A 19,042-nucleotide genomic window follows, 5' to 3' on the forward strand; every position below is an offset into this window, starting at 1 on the left:
GAAGCCTTATGCCATTTGGCTAGACGCCTGTTTTTGATTCTCGTATTAGCTCAGGTAAGCGAAATGTTCGCGAGCCGCCGCGGCGCCTCCAGATACTCTTGCGACTGCATTTCGACGATGCGCGAGACCGTGCGCGCGAACTCGTTCGCCATCGGCCCTTCCACATACAAGTCCTCTGCCGGCACCGCCGCCGACATCAGCAGCTTGACCTTGTGGTCGTAGAAGACGTCGATGAGCCACGTGAAGCGGCGCGCTTCGGACGCCATGCGCGGCGACATCTGCGGCACGTCCGACAGGATGACCGCGTGGAAGCGGTTCGCGATCTCCAGATAGTCGTTCTGCGAGCGCGGGCCGCCGCAGAGCGTCGCGAAGTCGAACCACACGACGCCATCGGCTTTGCGCAGCGCCTTGATCTCGCGCTTCTCGATATGCAGGATCGGGCTTTCGTCGGGCACGGCGGCGAGCTTCGCGTAATCCGCGCGCAGCGCCTTGTCCGCCGCCGCGCCGAGCGGCGTGTGATACGCCTGCACTTGCGACAGCGTGCGCTTGCGATAATCGGTGCCCGCGTCGACATTCAGCACGTCGAGATTCTTCTTGAGCAACTCGATGGCGGGCAGCAGCCGGTCGCGGTGCAAGCCCTCCGGATACAGCGTGTCCGGCTCGTAGTTGGACGTCATCACGAACTGCACGCCGTTGTTGAACAGGCGGTCCAGCAGGCGATACAGAATCATCGCGTCCGCAATGTCGGAGACGTGGAATTCGTCGAAGCAGATCAGCCGGTAACGCTTCGCGATGCGCCGCGCCAGTTCATCGAGCGGATCGGCCTGCCCCTTCAACTCCTCCAGTTCCCGATGCACTTCGCGCATGAACTCGTGAAAATGCAGGCGCGTCTTGCGCTGCACCGGCACGACGGCGTAGAAGCTGTCCATCAGAAAACTCTTGCCGCGCCCGACGCCGCCCCACATGTACATTCCGCGCGGCAACTCCGGATGCACGAGAAACTTCCTGATTGCGTTCGAGCGTCGCGCCTTGTACGCGACCCATTCTTCGTAGCAGCGTTGCAGGCGAGCGACCGCCGCCAGCTGCGCTTCGTCGGACTGGTAGCCCCGCGTGCGCAGTTCGTTTTCGTAGTATTCGGTGACGTTCATCTTCTGCCGTTCGATGTGACGAAGGCGAGCGGTTTGATCCGCTCGCCTTCGTGTGCGATGCCCTGCTTGTTGCCCGAAGTCGAGCCGAATTACATGTTCAACGCGCGCTTGTCGACCGCGAGCGCCGCTTCGCGCATCACTTCAGACAGCGACGGATGCGGATGGCAAATGCGGCCGATGTCTTCCGACGCCGCCTTGAACTCCATCGCGACGACCGCTTCCGCGATCAGATCCGACGCGTCCGCTGCGATGATATGCACGCCGAGAATCTCGTCGGTCTTCGCGTCCGCGATCATCTTGACGAAGCCTTCCGCCCGGCCGATGCCAAGCGCCCGGCCATTGGCCATCATCGGGAACTGCCCGGTCTTGATCTCGCGGCCTTCGGCCTTCAGTTGCTGCTCGGTCTTGCCGACCCACGCGATTTCCGGTTCCGTGTAGATGACCCACGGCACGCAGTTGTAGTCGATATGCGGCTTTTGTCCGTCGATGATTTCCGCCACCGCCACGCCCTCGTCTTCCGCCTTGTGCGCGAGCATCGGGCCGCGCACGACGTCGCCGATAGCGTACACGCCCGGCACGCTCGTCGCGCAGTGATCGTCCACGTCGATGAAGCCGCGCTCGTTCGCCTTCAGGCCGATGCTTTCCAGACCGAGGTTGTCGGTGTTCGGCACGCGTCCGACGGAGACGATCAGGCGGTCCGCTTCCAGCGTTTGCGCGTTGCCCTGATTGTCCGTGTACGCGATCGAGACGCCGTTGCCGGTCGTCTTCACTTCGCCGATCTTCACGCCGAGGTGAATGTCGAGCCCTTGCTTCTTGAACTGCTTGGCGGCTTCCTTCGCGAGCGAATCGTCCGCTGCGGCGAGGAATTGCGGCAGCGCTTCGAGCACCGTCACTTCAGCGCCCAGACGACGCCACACCGAGCCGAGTTCCAGACCGATCACGCCCGCGCCGATCACGGCGAGCTTCTTCGGCACGGAGTCGAACGAGAGCGCCCCTTCGTTGTCGGCGATCAGCTTGTTGTCGACTGGAATGCCTGGCAGATGACGCGCCTTCGAGCCCGTCGCGATGATCACGTTCTTCGCCGTGACGGTTTCCGTTTCGCCTTCGCCCGACACTTCGATCTGCACGCCGGCGTCCGTCTTGCCGGTGAACTTGCCGTGACCCTTGAGCCACGTGACCTTGTTCTTGCGGAACAGGAACTCGATGCCCTTCGTCATCTTGTCGACGATGCCGTCTTTGCGCGCCAGCATCTTCGACACATCGAGCTTCACGTCCGACACGCTGATGCCGTGATCGGCCAGATGCTTCGACGTATTTTCGAATTCTTCGGAGGACGCGAGCAGCGCCTTCGACGGAATGCAGCCCACGTTCAGGCAGGTGCCGCCGAGCTTCAGCGCGCCGGCCGGGTTCTTCCACTTCTCGATACACGCAACCGTCTTGCCGAGTTGCGCTGCGCGAATCGCCGCGATATAGCCGCCCGGGCCCGCGCCGATCACGACGACATCAAATTCCTTGGACATGACTTTCCTTTGGTCTATCTCCGCTCATGCGGAGCTGCCTCGTGCGATGCGCGCGAGCCTATCGCGCGCATCGAGGCGAATTGCTTTCTTACAGGTCCAGCAGCAGACGGGCCGGATCTTCCAGCGCGTCCTTCATGGCGACGAGCGACAGCACGGCTTCGCGGCCGTCGATGATACGGTGGTCGTACGACAGCGCGAGGTAGTTCATCGGGCGGATCACGATCTGGCCGTTTTCGACCACAGCGCGTTCCTTCGTCGCGTGCACGCCGAGAATGGCGGACTGCGGCGGGTTGATGATCGGCGTCGAGAGCATCGAGCCGAACACGCCGCCGTTCGAGATGGAGAACGTGCCGCCCGTCATTTCTTCGATCGACAGCTTGCCGTCGCGCGCCTTCGCGCCGAATTCGGCGATCTTCTTCTCGATGTCGGCGAGGCTCATCTGATCCGCGTTGCGCAGGATCGGCACGACCAGACCGCGCGGCGAACCGACCGCGATACCGATGTCGAAGTAGCCGTGATAGACGATGTCGTTACCGTCGATCGATGCGTTCACGAGCGGGAACTTCTTCAGCGCGTGCACGGCCGCCTTCACGAAGAACGACATGAAGCCGAGCTTCACGCCGTGCTCCTTCTCGAAGCGGTCCTTGTACTTGTTGCGCAGGTCCATGACCGGCGCCATGTTGACTTCGTTGAACGTCGTCAGGATGGCGTTGGTTTGCTGCGATTCGAGCAGACGCTCGGCGATACGCGCACGCAGACGCGACATCGGCACGCGCTGTTCCGGGCGATCCTTCAGCCACTGATCGGCCGATGCCGGCGCGTTGACTTGCGGCAGCGCAGGCTTCGCGGCCTTCGCGGGCGCAGCAGCCGGTGCCGGTGCCTTGGCGGCGGCGGGCGCGCCGGCTTGCGCGGCGAGCGCGTCGCCCTTCGTGATGCGGCCGTCGCGGCCCGAGCCCGACACCTGGTCGGCGGACACGCCCTTCTCGGCCAGAATCTTCGTCGCGGCGGGCGATGCCGCGCCGCCCGTGACCGAACCGCCCGTCGCGGAGGCGGTCGCTTGCGCGGTCGCCGACGACGACGCCACGGCCGGCTCGGCTTGCGGCGCCGGCTTCACTTCTGCGTCGCCAGCGGCGGCGGCTGCGGGCGCTTCGCCTGCTTTCGCTTCGGTGTCGATCTTCGCGATGATCTCGTCAGCCGTGACGATATCGCCGTCATGCTTGATGACTTGCGCGAGCACGCCAGCCGACGGCGCGGGCACTTCGAGCACGACCTTGTCGGTTTCGATTTCGATCAGGATTTCGTCCTGGGCGACTGCCTCGCCCGGCTTCTTCTTCCATTGCAGCATGGTTGCTTCCGAGACCGACTCGGAAAGCTGGGGAACCTTGACTTCTACGATAGCCATTTCTGTATTGTCCTAATGCGTTCTGTGTGTACGAGCGTCGGAACCGGCGCGCTTCCCGCACGCCGGTCCGATCAGGCAACGATTACTTCGCGATGGTCTGCGCACCCTTCAGGCGGCCGAACGCGCCTTCAACCAGCGCCTTCTGCTGCTCGTAGTGCTTCGCGTAGTAGCCGACCGCGGGCGAGGCGGAAGCGGGACGGCCGCTGTAGGCCAGCTTCATCCCTTCCTTCATGCCTTCACGCAGATGGTGCTCGATGTAGAACCAGGCACCCTGGTTCTGCGGCTCGTCCTGCACCCAGACCACTTCGGTCGCGTTTTCGTACTTCTTGAGTTCCGCGTCGAACTGCTTGTGCGCGAACGGATACAACTGCTCGATACGCACGATGGCGATGTCGTTCGCCTTCGCTTCGCGGCGATGCGCGACGAGGTCGTAGTACACGCGGCCCGAGCAGCAGACCACGCGCTTGACCTTCTTCGCGTCGATGCTTTCGTCCACTTCGCCGATGACCGGCTGGAACGAGCCCTTCGCCAGTTCCGACAGGTCCGACACCGCTTCCTTGTGACGCAGCAGCGACTTCGGCGTGGCGATGATGAGCGGCTTGCGGAACAGGCGGATCATCTGACGGCGCAGCAGATGGAAGATCTGCGCCGGGGTCGTCGGCTGGACCACTTGCATGTTGTGATCCGCGCACAGTTGCAGGAAACGCTCGATGCGCGCCGACGAGTGCTCCGGACCCTGGCCTTCGTAGCCGTGCGGCAGCATCATCGTGAGACCGGAGACGCGGCCCCACTTCACTTCGCCCGACGAGATGAACTGGTCGATCACCACTTGCGCGCCGTTCACGAAGTCGCCGAACTGCGCTTCCCACGCGACGAACGTGTTGGGTTCGGCGGTCGAATAGCCGTACTCGAAGCCGAGCACCGCTTCTTCCGACAGCACCGAGTCGATGACCGTGAACTTCGCCTGGTTGTCGGCGATGTTCTGCAGCGGAATGTAGGTGCCGTCGTTCCAGCGCTCACGGTTCTGGTCGTGCAGCACCGCGTGGCGGTGCGTGAACGTGCCGCGGCCCGAGTCCTGGCCCGTCAGACGCACGGCATAGCCCGATGCCACCAGCGACGCGAACGCGAGATGCTCGCCCATGCCCCAGTCGAGCTTCGCTTCGCCACGGCCCATCGCGCGGCGATCGTTGATCACGCGCTCGACGAGCGGATGCAGCTTGAAGTTCTCCGGAATCGTCGTGATGCGCTCAGCGAGGCGCTTCAGTTCGGCGAGCGGCACGGCGGTGTCGGCGGCGTCCGTCCACTTGCGGTTCAGGAACGGCACCCAGTCGACCGCGTACTTGCTCTTGTAGTTCGAGAGCACCGGATCGATGGTGTGATGGCCTTCGTCCATCGCCTGACGGTACGCCTTCACGAAGTTGTCGGCGTCTTCGGCCGTGATCACGCCTTGCTGCACGAGCTTCTCGGCGTACAGCGCGCGCGTGCCCGGATGCTTCGCGATGGTCTTGTACATCAGCGGCTGCGTAACCGCCGGCGTGTCCTGCTCGTTGTGGCCGAGCTTGCGGAAGCAGACGATGTCCACCACCACGTCCTTGTGGAACTTCATGCGGAAGTCGATCGCGAGCTGCGTGGCGAGCACGACCGCTTCGGGATCGTCGCCGTTCACGTGCAGCACCGGCGCTTCGATCATCTTGACGACGTCCGAGCAGTACAGCGTCGAGCGCGAATCGCGCGGGTCCGACGTCGTGAAACCGATCTGGTTGTTGATGACGATATGCAGCGTGCCGTGCGTGCCGTAGCCGCGCGTTTGCGCGAGATTCAGCGTTTCCATCACGACGCCCTGGCCCGCGAAGGCCGCGTCGCCGTGAATCTGCACCGGCAGCACTTGCAGGCCTTCTTCATCGCCACGGCGATCCATGCGCGCCTTCGCCGAACCCTCGACCACCGGGTTGACGATTTCCAGGTGCGACGGGTTGAACGCGAGCGACAGGTGAACCGGGCCGCCTTCGGTCGACACGTCCGACGAGAAACCCTTGTGGTACTTCACGTCGCCGGCCGGCAGGTCGTCCACGTGCTTGCCTTCGAATTCGGCGAAGAGGTCCGCCGGCATCTTGCCGAGCGTGTTGACCAGCACGTTCAGACGGCCACGGTGCGCCATGCCGATGACGATTTCCTGCACGCCGTTCTTGCCCGCGTGACGCACGACTTCGTCCATCGACGCGATGAAGCTCTCGCCGCCTTCCAGCGAGAAACGCTTCTGGCCGACGTACTTGGTGTGCAGGAAACGCTCGAGGCCTTCGGCGGCCGTCAGGCGGTTCAGGATGTGCTTCTTCTTGTCGTTCGAGAAGTTCGGCGTCGAGCGGATGGATTCGAGACGCTCCTTCCACCAGCGCTTCTGTTCCGGATCGCTGATGTACATGTACTCGGCGCCGATCGTGCCGCAGTACGTGTCACGCAATGCCTTGACGATCTCGCGCAGCGTCGCGCGCTCGAAACCGAAATACAGGTTCGTGGCGCTGTACGTCTGGTCCATGTCGGCTTCGGTGAAGTCGTAGAACGCAGGCTCGAGTTCGGGAATATGCGGACGCTCGCGGCGCTTGAGCGGATCGAGATTGGCCCATTGCGAGCCGAGGAAGCGATACGCGCCGATGAGGGACTGAACGTAGACTTGCTTTCGCGCGGTAGCGAGATCTTCGGTGGCGCCTTCGCGCTGAACGAAGCCGTTGGACTTCGCGCGCTGGGCAAACGACTCGACGATCGGGCCGTGGGCCACGTCGTTGTGGTTCGTGCCGTCCGACGCGGGCACGTTCTGCAACGCGTCGAAATAGGCTCGCCAGGTCTCGGGCACTGACGCGGGATTATCGAGATATGCCTCGTACAACTCTTCGACGTACGGAGCATTACCGCCGAACAAATAGGAGTTCGACTGGAATTGCTTCATCATTTTACGCTCACCTTTCTTCGAGTTTCTCGAGGAAGTGCGGGTTACAAAACCTTCCGCGACACGGCCTGACCGTTTAGCGGATTGCGCGAATCAAGTCTGCTTGGAAGGACCTAAAAAGCGACAACTAATCCGAATAGCATAGCACAGATGCATTCGTCATATGACCGGACGTCGCACCGTTGCACAGGCATTCGCCCTTCTGCAACGGGCATGTGCGGGCGTTTCCGGTCGATGCAAGAGCGCTGGCCATGCGTGATTGTCGGCTTCGATTGACTATTCTTTAATGCATGGCGGCCAAGCATCGAATGCAAAAAGCCGCCCGAAGGCGGCTCTTGGACTGCAATGTCGGAGGCGATTTACTCCGCCGATTCGCGGCTTGCGCGGCGGCGCTCGTGTTCCTTCAGGTGACGCTTGCGCAGACGAATGGACTGCGGCGTCACTTCGACGAGTTCGTCGTCGTCGATGAATTCGACCGCGTACTCCAGCGAAAGCTGGATCGGCGGCACGAGGCGCACGGCTTCGTCGGTGCCCGACGCGCGCACGTTGGTCAGCTGCTTGCCCTTGATCGGATTCACGACGAGGTCGTTGTCGCGGCTGTGAATGCCGATGATCATGCCTTCATAGAGCGCATCGCCCGGCGACACGAACATGCGACCGCGATCCTGCAGCTTCCACAGCGCGTAGGCGACAGCCGCGCCGTCGTCCTGCGAGATCAGCACGCCGTTGCGGCGCTCGCCGACCGAGCCTTCCTTGACGGGCGCATACGAATCGAACGTATGGCTCATCAGACCCGTGCCGCGCGTGAGCGTCAGGAACTCGCTCTGGAAACCGATCAGCCCGCGCGCCGAGATCTTGTATTCGAGGCGCGTGCGGCCGCGGCCGTCAGAGGTCATGTCGAGCATTTCGCCCTTGCGGCGGCCAAGCTCTTCCATGACGCCGCCCTGATGCTGGTCTTCGATATCGACCGTCAGGTTTTCATACGGCTCGCACTTCACGCCGTCGATTTCCTGCAGCACGACGCGCGGACGCGACACGGCCAGCTCGTAGCCTTCACGGCGCATGTTCTCGACGAGAATCGTCAGGTGCAGTTCGCCGCGGCCCGAGACTTCGAACGTGGTTTCGTCGCCGGTGTCCTTCACGCGCAGCGCGACGTTGTGGTTCAGTTCCTTCGTGAGACGGTCGCGAATCTGGCGGCTCGTCACGAACTTGCCTTCCTTGCCCGCGAGCGGCGACGAGTTCACGAGGAAGTTCATCGTGAGCGTCGGTTCGTCGACGGTGATCATCGGCAACGCCTCGGGATTGTCCGGCGAGCAGATCGTCACGCCGATGCCGATTTCCTCGATGCCGTTGATCAGCACGATATCGCCTGCCTGCGCTTCCTCGACTTGCACGCGCTCGAGGCCGTGGAACGACAGCACCTGGTTGATCTTGCGGTTCAGGATCGCGCCGTCGGGACCCGAGCGCACCGCGACCTGCATGCCGGGGCGAATGCGCCCGCGTGCGACGCGGCCCACGCCGATACGGCCGACGTACGTGTTGTAGTCGAGCGAAGTGATTTGAAGCTGCAGCGGGCCGTCCGGATCGGCCGGGCGCACCGGCACGTGTTCGAGAATGGCTTCGAAGAGCGGACGCATGGTGCCTTCGCGCGTTTCCGGATCGAGGCTCGCGTAGCCGTTCAGGCCCGACGCGTAGACGATCGGGAAGTCGAGTTGTTCTTCAGTGGCGCCGAGCTTGTCGAACAGATCGAAAGTCTGGTTGATCACCCAGTCGATACGCGCGCCCGGACGGTCCACCTTGTTGATGACGACGATCGGCTTAAGACCGAGCGCCAGCGCCTTCTTCGTGACGAAGCGCGTTTGCGGCATCGGGCCTTCGACGGCATCGACGAGCAGCAGCACGGAATCGACCATCGACAGCACGCGTTCCACTTCGCCGCCGAAGTCGGCGTGTCCCGGCGTATCGACGATATTGATGTGCGTGCCTTCGTATTCGACCGCGCAGTTCTTCGCGAGAATCGTGATGCCGCGTTCCTTTTCGATGTCGTTCGAGTCCATGACGCGCTCGGCGACTTGTTGATTTTCCCGGAACGTGCCCGACTGACGGAGCAACTGGTCGACGAGCGTGGTCTTGCCGTGGTCGACGTGGGCAATGATGGCGATATTGCGGAGGGCGCGAGTCATAAGAGGTATCTTGGTTGTGCGCCGTCGGAGCGGGGCCGCCAAGCAGAACGCTCAATGGCTGATGGCTCGGCAGACCCTCGGATAAGCGTCACAGAGTCACATCCAGCTTTTGCTTGGCGTGACTGCTTGGTGACTGCTCGGAATGACTCTTCGGGCCCGGCGCGGTGAGAACCGTAAATTATAGCACGCTCACGTTTCAGCATCGAAGTGCATCCATACGGCGCTCCCTTGCGCCGCCGATTGTTAAGCATTCTCAGAAAAGACCGTTGCAGCGGCGGATTGACGCCCCTATAATCCTGCCTAGTCAACTATTGCACTCGCACAAAATTTTTCATGAGCGACGCTCCGAAACCCACGGCGATCGACAACTACGTGTTGAGCGAAAGCGTCGGCTATTTGCTGAGCCGCGTGCGCTCGACGCTGTGGAACATGGTGACGCAGCACACCACGTCCGAACTCGGCATCACGAGCACGCAGGCGAGCATCGTGTTCATGCTGGCGGTCGGCAAGTGCCTGACGGCGGCGGATATTGCGCGGGAATACGGCATCGACGCGAGCGCGGTCACGCGCCTGATCGACCGGCTGGAAAAGCGCGGCCTGCTTTCGCGCGTGCGCAGCGAGGAAGACCGGCGCGTCGTGCGTCTCGCGCTGACGGCCGACGGCCGCGCGATGGCCGAGAAGGTGCCGGCCATCTTCACGCGCGTGCTGGACGCGTTGCTCGCGGGCTTCACGCCCGAGGAAGTCGGCTTCCTGAAGAGCATGCTTCGCCGCATTCTCGCCAATACGTGCGATCCTGCCGCGTGTCCCGCAGGCGGCAATGATAAGCCTGGTATGCCATTGCGGTGACAAGCAAATGGACCGGGGAACCCAGCTTGACCATCCAAGAATTGGTTGCAACGTCCATCTTTAACACTCATCTCAAGAGACGAGCGATGAAACACCTTTCCTTGTCCGCGTGCAGGCCGAAAAGCGCGCTGCGCGGCGCGAAAAGCGCCGTCGCGGCCGCCGTGGCCGCGCTTGCGGTCGCCGGCTGCGCGAACTACGCGGGCATCTCGAGCGACAAGCAGATCACCACGCCCGACGCCTTGCAGTCGACTGAGAGCGTGCCGGGGCAAGGCGGCCAGTGGCCGAGCCTCGACTGGGCGAAGCAGTTCGGCGACCCGCAACTGCCGCAACTGATCGACGAAGCCGTCGCGGATAATCCGAGCATCGCGCAGGCGCAGGCGCGCATCGCGAAGGCATCGTCGTATATCGAAAGCTCGCGCTCGACGCTCTATCCGCACGTGAACGCGCAGTATTCATGGACGCGCGAGCTCTATTCGGGCAACGCCCTGTTTCCGCCGCCCTACGGCGGCACGTGGTTCAGCGAGAACAACGTGCTTGCCAGCGCGTCGTGGGATCTCGACCTGTGGGGAAAGAACCGCTCGCGCCTGAACATGGCCGTGTCGCAGCAGAAGGCCGCCGAGGCCGACATGCAGCAGGCACGCGTGACGCTCGCCGCGTCCGTGGCGCGCACGTATAACCAGCTCGCCCTGCTCTACGCGCTGCGCGACGTCACGCAGCGAGAGATCGCCAATCGCGAGGACGTCGGCCGGATCACGAGCGGACGCGTGACCGCGGGCCTGGATACGAACGTCGAACGCCGCACGGCCGAAGGCAATGTCGCGACGAGCCAGACGAACCTGAGCGAACTCGACGGGCAGATCCAGTCGGTCCGCTATCAGTTGGCCGCGCTGCTCGGCAAGGGTCCGGATCGCGGCTCGCAGATCGCCAATCCGGTGATCGATCCGAACGTCAACGTGACGCTGCCGGACAACGTGCCGGCCGACCTCATTTCGCGCCGCCCGGATATCGTCGCGGCGCGCTGGCAGGTCGAAGCGGCCACGCATGACATCGCGGAAGCCAAGGCCGAGTTCTTCCCCGACATCAATCTCGCGGCGAGCTTCGGTTTCGACGCGTTCGGGTGGAGCCGCTTCCTGATGGCGAGCAGCCGGCAGATTCAGGCGGGACCGGCCATTCACCTGCCGATCTTCGACGCGGGCGCGTTGCGCGCGCAGTTGAAAGGCCGTTACGCCGATTTCGACAACGTCGTCGCCAACTACAATCAGACGCTCGTGAACGCGCTGAACGACGTGGCGACCAACATCTCCGCGATCCGCTCGCTCGACAGGCAGATGGCCGACGCGCAACGCGCGCTCGCCGCAGCGACGAGCGCCTATCAATTGGCGGTGATCCGCTACAAGGCCGGTCTTTCGCCACAGTTGCAAGTGCTCACGGCGGACGAAAACCGCCTCGCGAACGAGCAGACGGTGACGAACCTGCGCCTGAAGCGCTCGGATCTGCAAATCGCGCTGATTCGTTCGCTCGGCGGCGGTTTCGACGCCACGAGCACGAATCTCGCCATCGACGGCAGCGGGCAACGGCAGGCCGCAGTTCAAGCCGCGCCGTCGAACTGAGCAACTCAAAAGAACACGCATCAAGACCAACACGGATTTTTCGGAGCCCTTCATGAGCGACCCTCAACAAACCGCGGCCAACGCGCCTGCGCCGAAGCAGAGCAGTGGCAAGCGCCGCATGCTGATGACGCTGATCGTCCTCGTCATTCTCATCGCCGCCATCGCATACGGCCTGTACTACTTCCTCGTCGCCCGCTTCCACGAGTCGACGGACGACGCGTACGTCAACGGCAACGTCGTGCAGATCACGCCGCAGGTGGTCGGCACCGTAGTGTCCGTGAACGCCGACGACACGCAGACTGTGAAGGTCGGCGATCCGCTCGTCGCGCTGGATCCGGCGGATTCGAAAGTCGCGCTCGATCAGGCCGAAGCGAATCTAGCGCAGACGGTGCGGCAGGTTCGCACGTTCTTCGTCAATAACAACCAGTACGAAGCGCAAGTCGCGCTGCGCAAGTCGGACTTGTCGCGTGCGCAAGACGACCTGCGCCGCCGCCTGACGGTGGCGCAAACGGGCGCGGTCTCGCAGGAAGAAATCTCGCACGCACGCGACGCCGTGCGCAGCGCCCAGGCCGCGCTCGACGCCGCGCAGCAGGAACTGGCCTCGAACCGGTCGCTGACGGCGAACACGACTATCGCGGACCATCCGAACGTGCTGGCCGCCGCCGCGAAGGTGCGCGACTCGTACATCAACTACGCGCGCAACACGCTGCCCGCGCCGGTCACGGGCTATGTCGCAAAGCGTTCGGTGCAGGTCGGCCAGCGCGTCGCGCCGGGCAATCCGCTGATGGCAATCGTGCCGCTCAACGGCGTGTGGGTCGACGCGAACTTCAAGGAAGTGCAGCTGAAGCACATGCGCATCGGCCAGCCGGTCGAACTGACGGCCGACCTTTATGGCTCGGGCGTCGTGTTCCACGGCAAGGTGATCGGTTTCTCGGCCGGCACGGGTTCGGCGTTCTCGCTGCTGCCCGCGCAGAACGCGACCGGCAACTGGATCAAGGTCGTGCAGCGCCTGCCGGTGCGTATCGAGCTCGACCCGAAGGAACTGGAGCAGCATCCGCTGCGCATCGGCCTCTCGATGAACGTCGACGTCACCATCAAGGACGAGCAAGGCGGCCAGCTGGGCAACGTGCCGAACACCGTGTATCAGACGAACGTGTTCGACAAGTACGGCGCCCAGGCCGACGCGGAAATCGCGCGCATCATCCAGCAGAACGCCGGCAGCGGCTCGGGCACGCAAGGCACGGGCTCGCCCGCGGCTTCGCGCGGCAACGCGACGAAGTCCGCGTCGGCCGCCAAGCTGATGTAAACCGCCGCTTCGCGGAACCAACACATGTCTCAAGCTAACGTCGTCCATCCGCCGCTTTCGGGCGGCAAGCTCGTCATCGGGACGATCGCCGTGTCGCTCGCGGTGTTCATGAACGTGCTCGACACGTCGATCGCGAACGTCTCGATTCCGTCGATCTCCGGCGATCTCGGCGTGTCGTCGGATCAGGGCACGTGGGTGATCACGTCGTTCGCGGTCGCCAACGCGATCTCGGTGCCGCTCACCGGCTGGCTCACGCAGCGGTTCGGACAAGTGCGCCTGTTCCTCGGCTCGATCATCCTGTTCGTGCTCGCGTCGTGGCTGTGCGGTCTCGCGCCGACGCTGCCGTTCTTGCTCGCCGCGCGCGTGCTGCAAGGTGCGGTTGCCGGGCCGATGATTCCGCTGTCGCAGACGCTGCTGCTTGCAAGCTATCCGCGCGAAAAAGCGCCGATGGCGCTCTCGATGTGGTCGATGACCACGCTCATCGCGCCGGTCGCGGGGCCGGTGCTCGGCGGGTGGATCTCGGACAACATCTCGTGGCCGTGGATCTTCTACGTGAACATCCCGGTCGGCATCGCGGCGGCGCTCGCCACGTTCGCCATCTTCCGCGACCGCGATTCCGCGATTCGCAAGGCGCCCATCGACACGGTCGGCCTCGGGCTGCTCGTGATCTGGGTCGGCTCGTTGCAGATCATGCTCGACAAGGGCAAGGACCTCGACTGGTTCAACTCGACGACCATCGTCGTGCTCGCGTTGATCGCGGTGATTTCGTTCGCGTTCTTCATCGTGTGGGAGTTGACGGCGGAGCATCCGGTCGTCGACCTGTCGCTCTTCGAACTGCGCAACTTCACGGGCGGCACCATTGCGCTGTCGATCGGCTACGGGCTGTACTTCGGCAATCTCGTGCTGCTGCCGCTGTGGCTGCAAACGGACATCGGCTACACCGCGACGAACGCCGGGCTCGTGATGGCGCCGGTCGGCGTGTTCGCCATTCTGCTTTCGCCAATCACGGGCAAGTTCCTGCCGCGCACGGACCCGCGGCGCATCGCGACGGCCGCGTTCCTCGTGTTCGCGCTGTGCTTCTGGATGCGTTCGCGCTACACGACCGGCGTGGATACGTGGACGCTGACGCTGCCGACGCTCATTCAGGGCATCGGCATGGCGGGCTTCTTCATTCCGCTCGTGTCGATCACGCTGTCGGGCTTGCCCGGGCATCGCATTCCTGCGGCTTCGGGCTTGTCGAACTTCGTGCGGATCATGTGCGGGGGCATCGGCACGTCGATCTTCTCGACGGCGTGGGAGCATCGGTCGATCGTGCATCACGCGCAACTGGTCGAACAGGCGAACGCGTATAACCCGACCTTCGCCAATTCCATGCAACAGATGAGCGCGCTCGGCATGTCAAAGGAGCAGACTTACGGACTCTTCAACAGCATGGCGACGCAGCAGGCCGCGCAGCTCGGCGTGAACGACATGTTCTATATCTCGGCGGGGATTTTCGTGGCGCTGATCGCGCTGATCTGGATCACGCGTCCCGAGCGCTCGGGCGGCGGCGATTCGGCAGCGGCGGCATCGGCGGCGCATTGAACTGGATGCATCGGCGGAAATGAAAAAGGAGAGGCGCTGGCCTCTCCTTTTTGTTTGTGGATGCGCTCGCGGCGGTCAGTCAAGACCCGCTCACCACCAAGCGCTCAGGGGCGAGCACGCCCTCCGCTGCTCGCGCGACGCCGAGGAGCTTTCCCGCATCGTCATAGACGCGCACTCGCGTGTCCTCAGCCTGCCAAACGGATGCCGGTTCGCCCAGTTCGTCCAGGCGCAGCCGCTGACCGTGCCTGAAGCGCCGCGTCGCATCGTCGTGCAGATGCACGGCCGGAAACGTCGACAATAGCGCATCGACCGGGCGCAGCCAGGCGTCGCGCTCCGGCTCGGCCGCAGTGGCCAACGCATCCAGCGTGACCGCGCCTTCGAGCGTCAACGCGCCGACACCGGTGCGACGCAGCGCCGTCAGATGCGCGCCGCAGCCCAACGCCTCGCCGATATCTTCCGCCAGCGTCCGCACATACGTGCCCTTGCTGCACGTCACCCGAAACGTCACGAGCGGCAGCGCGCAGGCAACCATTTTCAACGCGTGAATCGTCACGTGACGGCCTTCGCGCTCGACCGTCTGCCCGGCGCGGGCGTATTCGTACAGCGGCTTGCCGTCGCGCTTGAGCGCCGAGTACATCGGCGGCACCTGAACGATCTCGCCGAGAAACCGCTGCATCGCCGTTTCGACGGCCGCTTCGTCGCACAGGACGTCGCGCGTTTCTACGGCCTCGCCTTCGGCATCGCCCGTCGTCGTGCGAATGCCGAGGCGCATCGTCGCTTCGTACGTCTTGTCGGCTTCGAGCAAGTCTTGCGAGAACTTCGTCGCCTCGCCGAAGCACAGCGGCAAGAGACCGGTGGCAAGCGGATCGAGCGTGCCCGTGTGACCCGCCTTCTTCGCCAGATAAAGGCGCTTGGCCTTGATGAGCGCGTCGTTGCTCGACAAGCCGAGCGGCTTGTCCAGCAGCAACACGCCGTCGAGCGCGCGGCGCGGGATCTTCGGACCGCCTTTCACTCACGCACCTTCTTCGTCGTCTTTGGCGCGCGTCGCGTTCGCTTCATCGATCAGGCGCGACATCTCGACGGCCTTCTCGATCGTCTTGTCGTAGTGGAAATGCAGCGTCGGCACCGTATGGATGTGCAGGCGCTTGAACAGCAGGTTATGCAGATGACCGGCTGCGTGGTTGAGCGCCTCTTCGGTCTGCTTGGGATCGCCCGTCAGCGTCGTGAAGTAGACCTTCGCGTGCGCGTAGTCGGGCGTCAGTTCGACGCTCTGCATCGTCACTAGGCCGATGCGCGGGTCCTTCACCTCGCGCATCAGTTCCGAGAGATCGCGCTGAATCTGGTCCGCAATCTGCACGTTGCGATTCGTGGACGTACGTCTTTTAGCCATGATCTTGGTTCCTTCCCTTCTCTATCGCCGCGCCAAATAAAAAAGGCGGAGCGAGCCGTCAGGCCCGCTCCGCCTCGAGCTCGGCGTACTAATGCATTACAGCGTGCGAGCCACTTCCGTCACTTCGAAGACTTCCAGCTGATCGCCTTCGACGATGTCGTTGAAGTTCTTGATCGAGATACCGCACTCGAAGCCCTGACGCACTTCCTTGACGTCGTCCTTGAAGCGCTTCAGCGAATCCAGCTCGCCGGTGTGGATCACGACGTTGTTGCGGATCACGCGAACCGACGACGTGCGCTTCACGAAACCGTCCGTCACCATACAACCCGCGATCAGACCGACCTTCGGCACGCGAATGACCTGACGCACCTCGACCGTGCCCGTCACCGTCTCGCGCTTCTCCGGCGCGAGCATGCCGGACATCGCCGCCTTCACTTCATCCACTGCGTCGTAGATGATGTTGTAGTAGCGAATGTCGATGCCGTTCGATTCGGCCAGCTTGCGAGCTTGCGCATCCGCACGCGTGTTGAAGCCGATGATGACCGCCTTCGACGCCGTCGCCAGGTTGACGTCCGACTCGCTGATCGCGCCGACCGCGCTGTGCACGATCTGCACGCGCACTTCGCCGGTCGAGAGCTTCTGCAGCGATTGCACGAGCGCTTCCTGCGAACCCTGCACGTCCGCCTTCACGATGAGCGGCAGGTTCTGCACTTCGCCTTCGCCCATCTGCTCCAGCATGTTCTCGAGCTTCGCGGCCTGCTGCTTGGCGAGCTTGACGTCGCGGAACTTGCCTTGACGGAACAGCGCGATTTCGCGCGCCTTGCGCTCGTCCGGCAACACGATGACTTCTTCGCCCGCCGCCGGCACTTCCGACAGACCCTGAATCTCTACCGGAATCGACGGGCCCGCGGACTTCGTCGGCTTGCCGGTTTCGTCCAGCATGGCGCGCACGCGGCCGTAGGCGCTGCCCGCGAGAACCACGTCGCCGCGGTTCAGCGTGCCCGACTGCACCAGAATGGTCGCGACCGGACCCTTGCCCTTGTCGAGCTTCGCTTCGATCACGAGACCCTTCGCGCCGGCGTCGACCGGAGCGGTCAGTTCCAGCACTTCGGCCTGCAGCGACACGTTTTCCAGCAGATCGTCGATGCCCTTGCCGGTCTTCGCCGACACTTCGATGAACGGCGAATCGCCGCCGTACTCTTCCGGCACCACGCCTTCCGCGACCAGTTCCTGTTTCACGCGGTCCGGGTTCGCTTCCGGCTTGTCGATCTTATTGATCGCCACGACGATAGGCACGCCGCCCGCCTTCGCGTGAGCGATCGCTTCCTTCGTCTGCGGCATCACGCCGTCGTCGGCCGCGACCACCAGAATGACGATGTCGGTTGCCTTCGCGCCGCGCGCACGCATGGCCGTGAAGGCCTCGTGACCCGGCGTATCGAGGAAGGTGATGACGCCGCGCGGCGTTTCGACGTGATACGCGCCGATATGCTGCGTGATGCCGCCCGCTTCGCCCGCCGCCACTTTCGCGCGACGGATGTAGTCCAAGAGCGAGGTCTTGCCGTGGTCGACGTGACCCATGACGGTAACGACCGGCGGACGCGGCAGACGCTCCGCCGTTTCCTCGGCGGCTTCGCCTTCGATGAGGAGCGCCTCGGGATCGTCCAGCTTCGCCGCGACCGCGCGGTGGCCCAGTTCCTCGACGACGATCATCGCCGTTTCCTGGTCCAGCACCTGGTTGATCGTGACCATCTGGCCGAGCTTCATCATCACCTTGATGACTTCCGAAGCCTTCACCGACATCTTGTGCGCGAGATCGGCCACCGAGATGGTTTCCGGCACGTGCACTTCACGGACGATCGGCTCGGTCGGCGCCTGGAACGACGTCTGTTCCTGATGCTTGCCACGGCCCTTCGGACCGCCGCGCCAGCCGCGATCGACGCCGCCGCTCGTGTCGCCGCGCGTCTTGATGCTGCGGCGCTTCGATGCGTCGTCCTGCTGCCAGCCGCCCTTGCCGCCGGTTTTTTTCTTGTCGCCGGTCGGCGCCGTCGTGGCGGGCGCTGCCGCGCCTGGCGCCGGCTTCTTCGCGGCTGCCGGACGCGCGGCTTGCGCGCCTTCGGGTTTCGCCGGCTTGTGCAGCGTGCCCTTCGCTTCGGCAGCCTTGGCCGCTTCGGCGGGCTTCGCCGCAGGCGCCGGTTCCGGCGCCTTGACTTGCGCCTTGCGCGGCGTGTTCATCATCTCGCGAATGGCGCGCGCTTCGGCTTCCGCCGCTGCACGGCGCTTCGCGATGGCTTCCTGTTCGAGACGCGCCTTCTCGGCGGCTTCGCGCGCGGCGTCTTCCGCCTTCTTCGCGGCTTCGCGCTGGGCGGCGCGTTCGCTCGCCGCCTTCTCTTCCGCTGCCTTTTCGGCGGCTTCGCGCTGGGCCGTATCGTCCTGCTTCGGCGGCTTGGCCTCGGCCTTCACCTCGGCAGCGACAGGCGTACGGGCTTCCTGACGCGCTGCCTGTGCGGCGCGCGAAATCTCGGCCGCCTGCGCGGCGGCTTGCGCACGGCGCTCGGCTTCCGCTTCCTGGCGGCGACGCTCGGCTTCAGCCGCTTCCTCGCGGGCGCGACGCTCCGCTTCTTCCTGTTCCAGACGCGCCTGACGCTCCTTCAACTCGCGCTCTTCGCGCTCGAGTTGCTCCGCGGCGCGGCGAGCTTCTTCCTCGCGGCGCTGCAGTTCGGCCTCGTCGACTTCGTCTTCGACATGATTCGGCGTCTCGGCCGGCTGCTCGATGCCGGCCTCGTCGCGCTTCACGAACACACGCTTCTTGCGCACCTCGACCTGAATGGTGCGAGCCTTACCCGTTGCGTCGGATTGCTTGATTTCCGACGTATGCCGGCGGGTCAGAGTGATCTTGCGCTTGTCGGCATCGGCGGACCCGTGCGACTTGCGCAAATGATCGAGCAGACGCGCCTTGTCCGTTTCGGACAGGTCGTCGTTCGCGCTCGCTTTCTGGACGCCAGCCGCCTGCAACTGCTCGAGCAGCACGCCCGCAGGCATTTTGAGTTCCGCGGCAAATTGGGCTACGTTGTTACTCGCCATTCATTCCTCTTGATGCAAGGATCAGTCCTTG

12 protein-coding genes are annotated in these 19,042 nt (G+C 63.8%); 4 read left to right on the top strand and 8 right to left on the bottom strand.

Annotation, left to right across the window (positions count from 1 at the left end):
• Window positions 1-50: 50 nt before the first annotated feature.
• The 5 genes from zapE to typA form a co-directional block, all read right to left on the bottom strand.
• Window positions 51-1,148: a cell division protein ZapE gene (gene zapE, locus LDZ26_RS07440; RefSeq protein ID WP_244846592.1), complete on the bottom strand. Its 1,098-nt coding sequence runs from the start codon at window positions 1,146-1,148 to the stop codon at window positions 51-53.
• Between the two features lie 89 nt (window positions 1,149-1,237).
• Window positions 1,238-2,668: a dihydrolipoyl dehydrogenase gene (gene lpdA, locus LDZ26_RS07445; protein WP_244846594.1), complete on the bottom strand. Its 1,431-nt coding sequence runs from the start codon at window positions 2,666-2,668 to the stop codon at window positions 1,238-1,240.
• 88 nt (window positions 2,669-2,756) lie between these two features.
• Entirely contained in the window at window positions 2,757-4,070 is a 1,314-nt protein-coding gene (gene odhB, locus LDZ26_RS07450; RefSeq protein WP_244846596.1) for a 2-oxoglutarate dehydrogenase complex dihydrolipoyllysine-residue succinyltransferase, read from the bottom strand.
• Window positions 4,071-4,152: 82 nt separating this feature from the next.
• On the bottom strand, window positions 4,153-7,014 hold the full coding sequence (locus tag LDZ26_RS07455; protein WP_244846599.1) for a 2-oxoglutarate dehydrogenase E1 component: 2,862 nt from the start codon (window positions 7,012-7,014) through the stop codon (window positions 4,153-4,155).
• A gap of 356 nt (window positions 7,015-7,370) precedes the next feature.
• Window positions 7,371-9,194, bottom strand: a complete 1,824-nt coding sequence (gene typA / locus LDZ26_RS07460) for a translational GTPase TypA (protein ID WP_244846601.1) — start codon at window positions 9,192-9,194, stop codon at window positions 7,371-7,373.
• A gap of 333 nt (window positions 9,195-9,527) precedes the next feature.
• Here typA and LDZ26_RS07465 point away from each other — a divergent pair, with 333 nt between their 5' ends.
• From LDZ26_RS07465 to LDZ26_RS07480, 4 genes are all read left to right on the top strand, one after another.
• A complete protein-coding gene (locus LDZ26_RS07465; protein WP_175940496.1) occupies window positions 9,528-10,040 on the top strand; it encodes a MarR family winged helix-turn-helix transcriptional regulator in 513 nt (170 codons plus the stop codon).
• Window positions 10,041-10,126: 86 nt separating this feature from the next.
• Entirely contained in the window at window positions 10,127-11,650 is a 1,524-nt protein-coding gene (locus LDZ26_RS07470; protein ID WP_244846602.1) for an efflux transporter outer membrane subunit, read from the top strand.
• 52 nt (window positions 11,651-11,702) lie between these two features.
• Window positions 11,703-12,956, top strand: a complete 1,254-nt coding sequence (locus tag LDZ26_RS07475; RefSeq protein ID WP_244846603.1) for an HlyD family secretion protein — start codon at window positions 11,703-11,705, stop codon at window positions 12,954-12,956.
• Window positions 12,957-12,980: 24 nt separating this feature from the next.
• The gene (locus tag LDZ26_RS07480; RefSeq protein WP_244846604.1) at window positions 12,981-14,540 is read left to right on the top strand and encodes a DHA2 family efflux MFS transporter permease subunit; all 1,560 of its coding nucleotides are present in this window, start codon (window positions 12,981-12,983) and stop codon (window positions 14,538-14,540) included.
• Window positions 14,541-14,619: 79 nt separating this feature from the next.
• Here the strand turns inward: LDZ26_RS07480 and truB are convergent, their stop codons facing one another.
• The 3 genes from truB to infB all read right to left on the bottom strand — a co-directional run bounded on the left by truB (window position 14,620) and on the right by infB (window position 19,011).
• Window positions 14,620-15,552 carry a tRNA pseudouridine(55) synthase TruB gene (gene truB, locus LDZ26_RS07485; RefSeq protein WP_244846605.1) on the bottom strand — a complete coding sequence of 311 codons (933 nt, stop codon included), beginning with the start codon at window positions 15,550-15,552 and terminating at the stop codon, window positions 14,620-14,622.
• Window positions 15,553-15,930, bottom strand: a complete 378-nt coding sequence (gene rbfA / locus LDZ26_RS07490) for a 30S ribosome-binding factor RbfA (protein WP_175940501.1) — start codon at window positions 15,928-15,930, stop codon at window positions 15,553-15,555. It lies immediately after the preceding gene.
• 96 nt (window positions 15,931-16,026) lie between these two features.
• Window positions 16,027-19,011 carry a translation initiation factor IF-2 gene (infB, locus tag LDZ26_RS07495; protein ID WP_244846607.1) on the bottom strand — a complete coding sequence of 995 codons (2,985 nt, stop codon included), beginning with the start codon at window positions 19,009-19,011 and terminating at the stop codon, window positions 16,027-16,029.
• Window positions 19,012-19,042: the final 31 nt, after the last annotated feature.

The organism is Caballeronia sp. SL2Y3, assembly GCF_022879575.1.
In the GTDB taxonomy this organism is placed as follows: domain Bacteria; phylum Pseudomonadota; class Gammaproteobacteria; order Burkholderiales; family Burkholderiaceae; genus Caballeronia.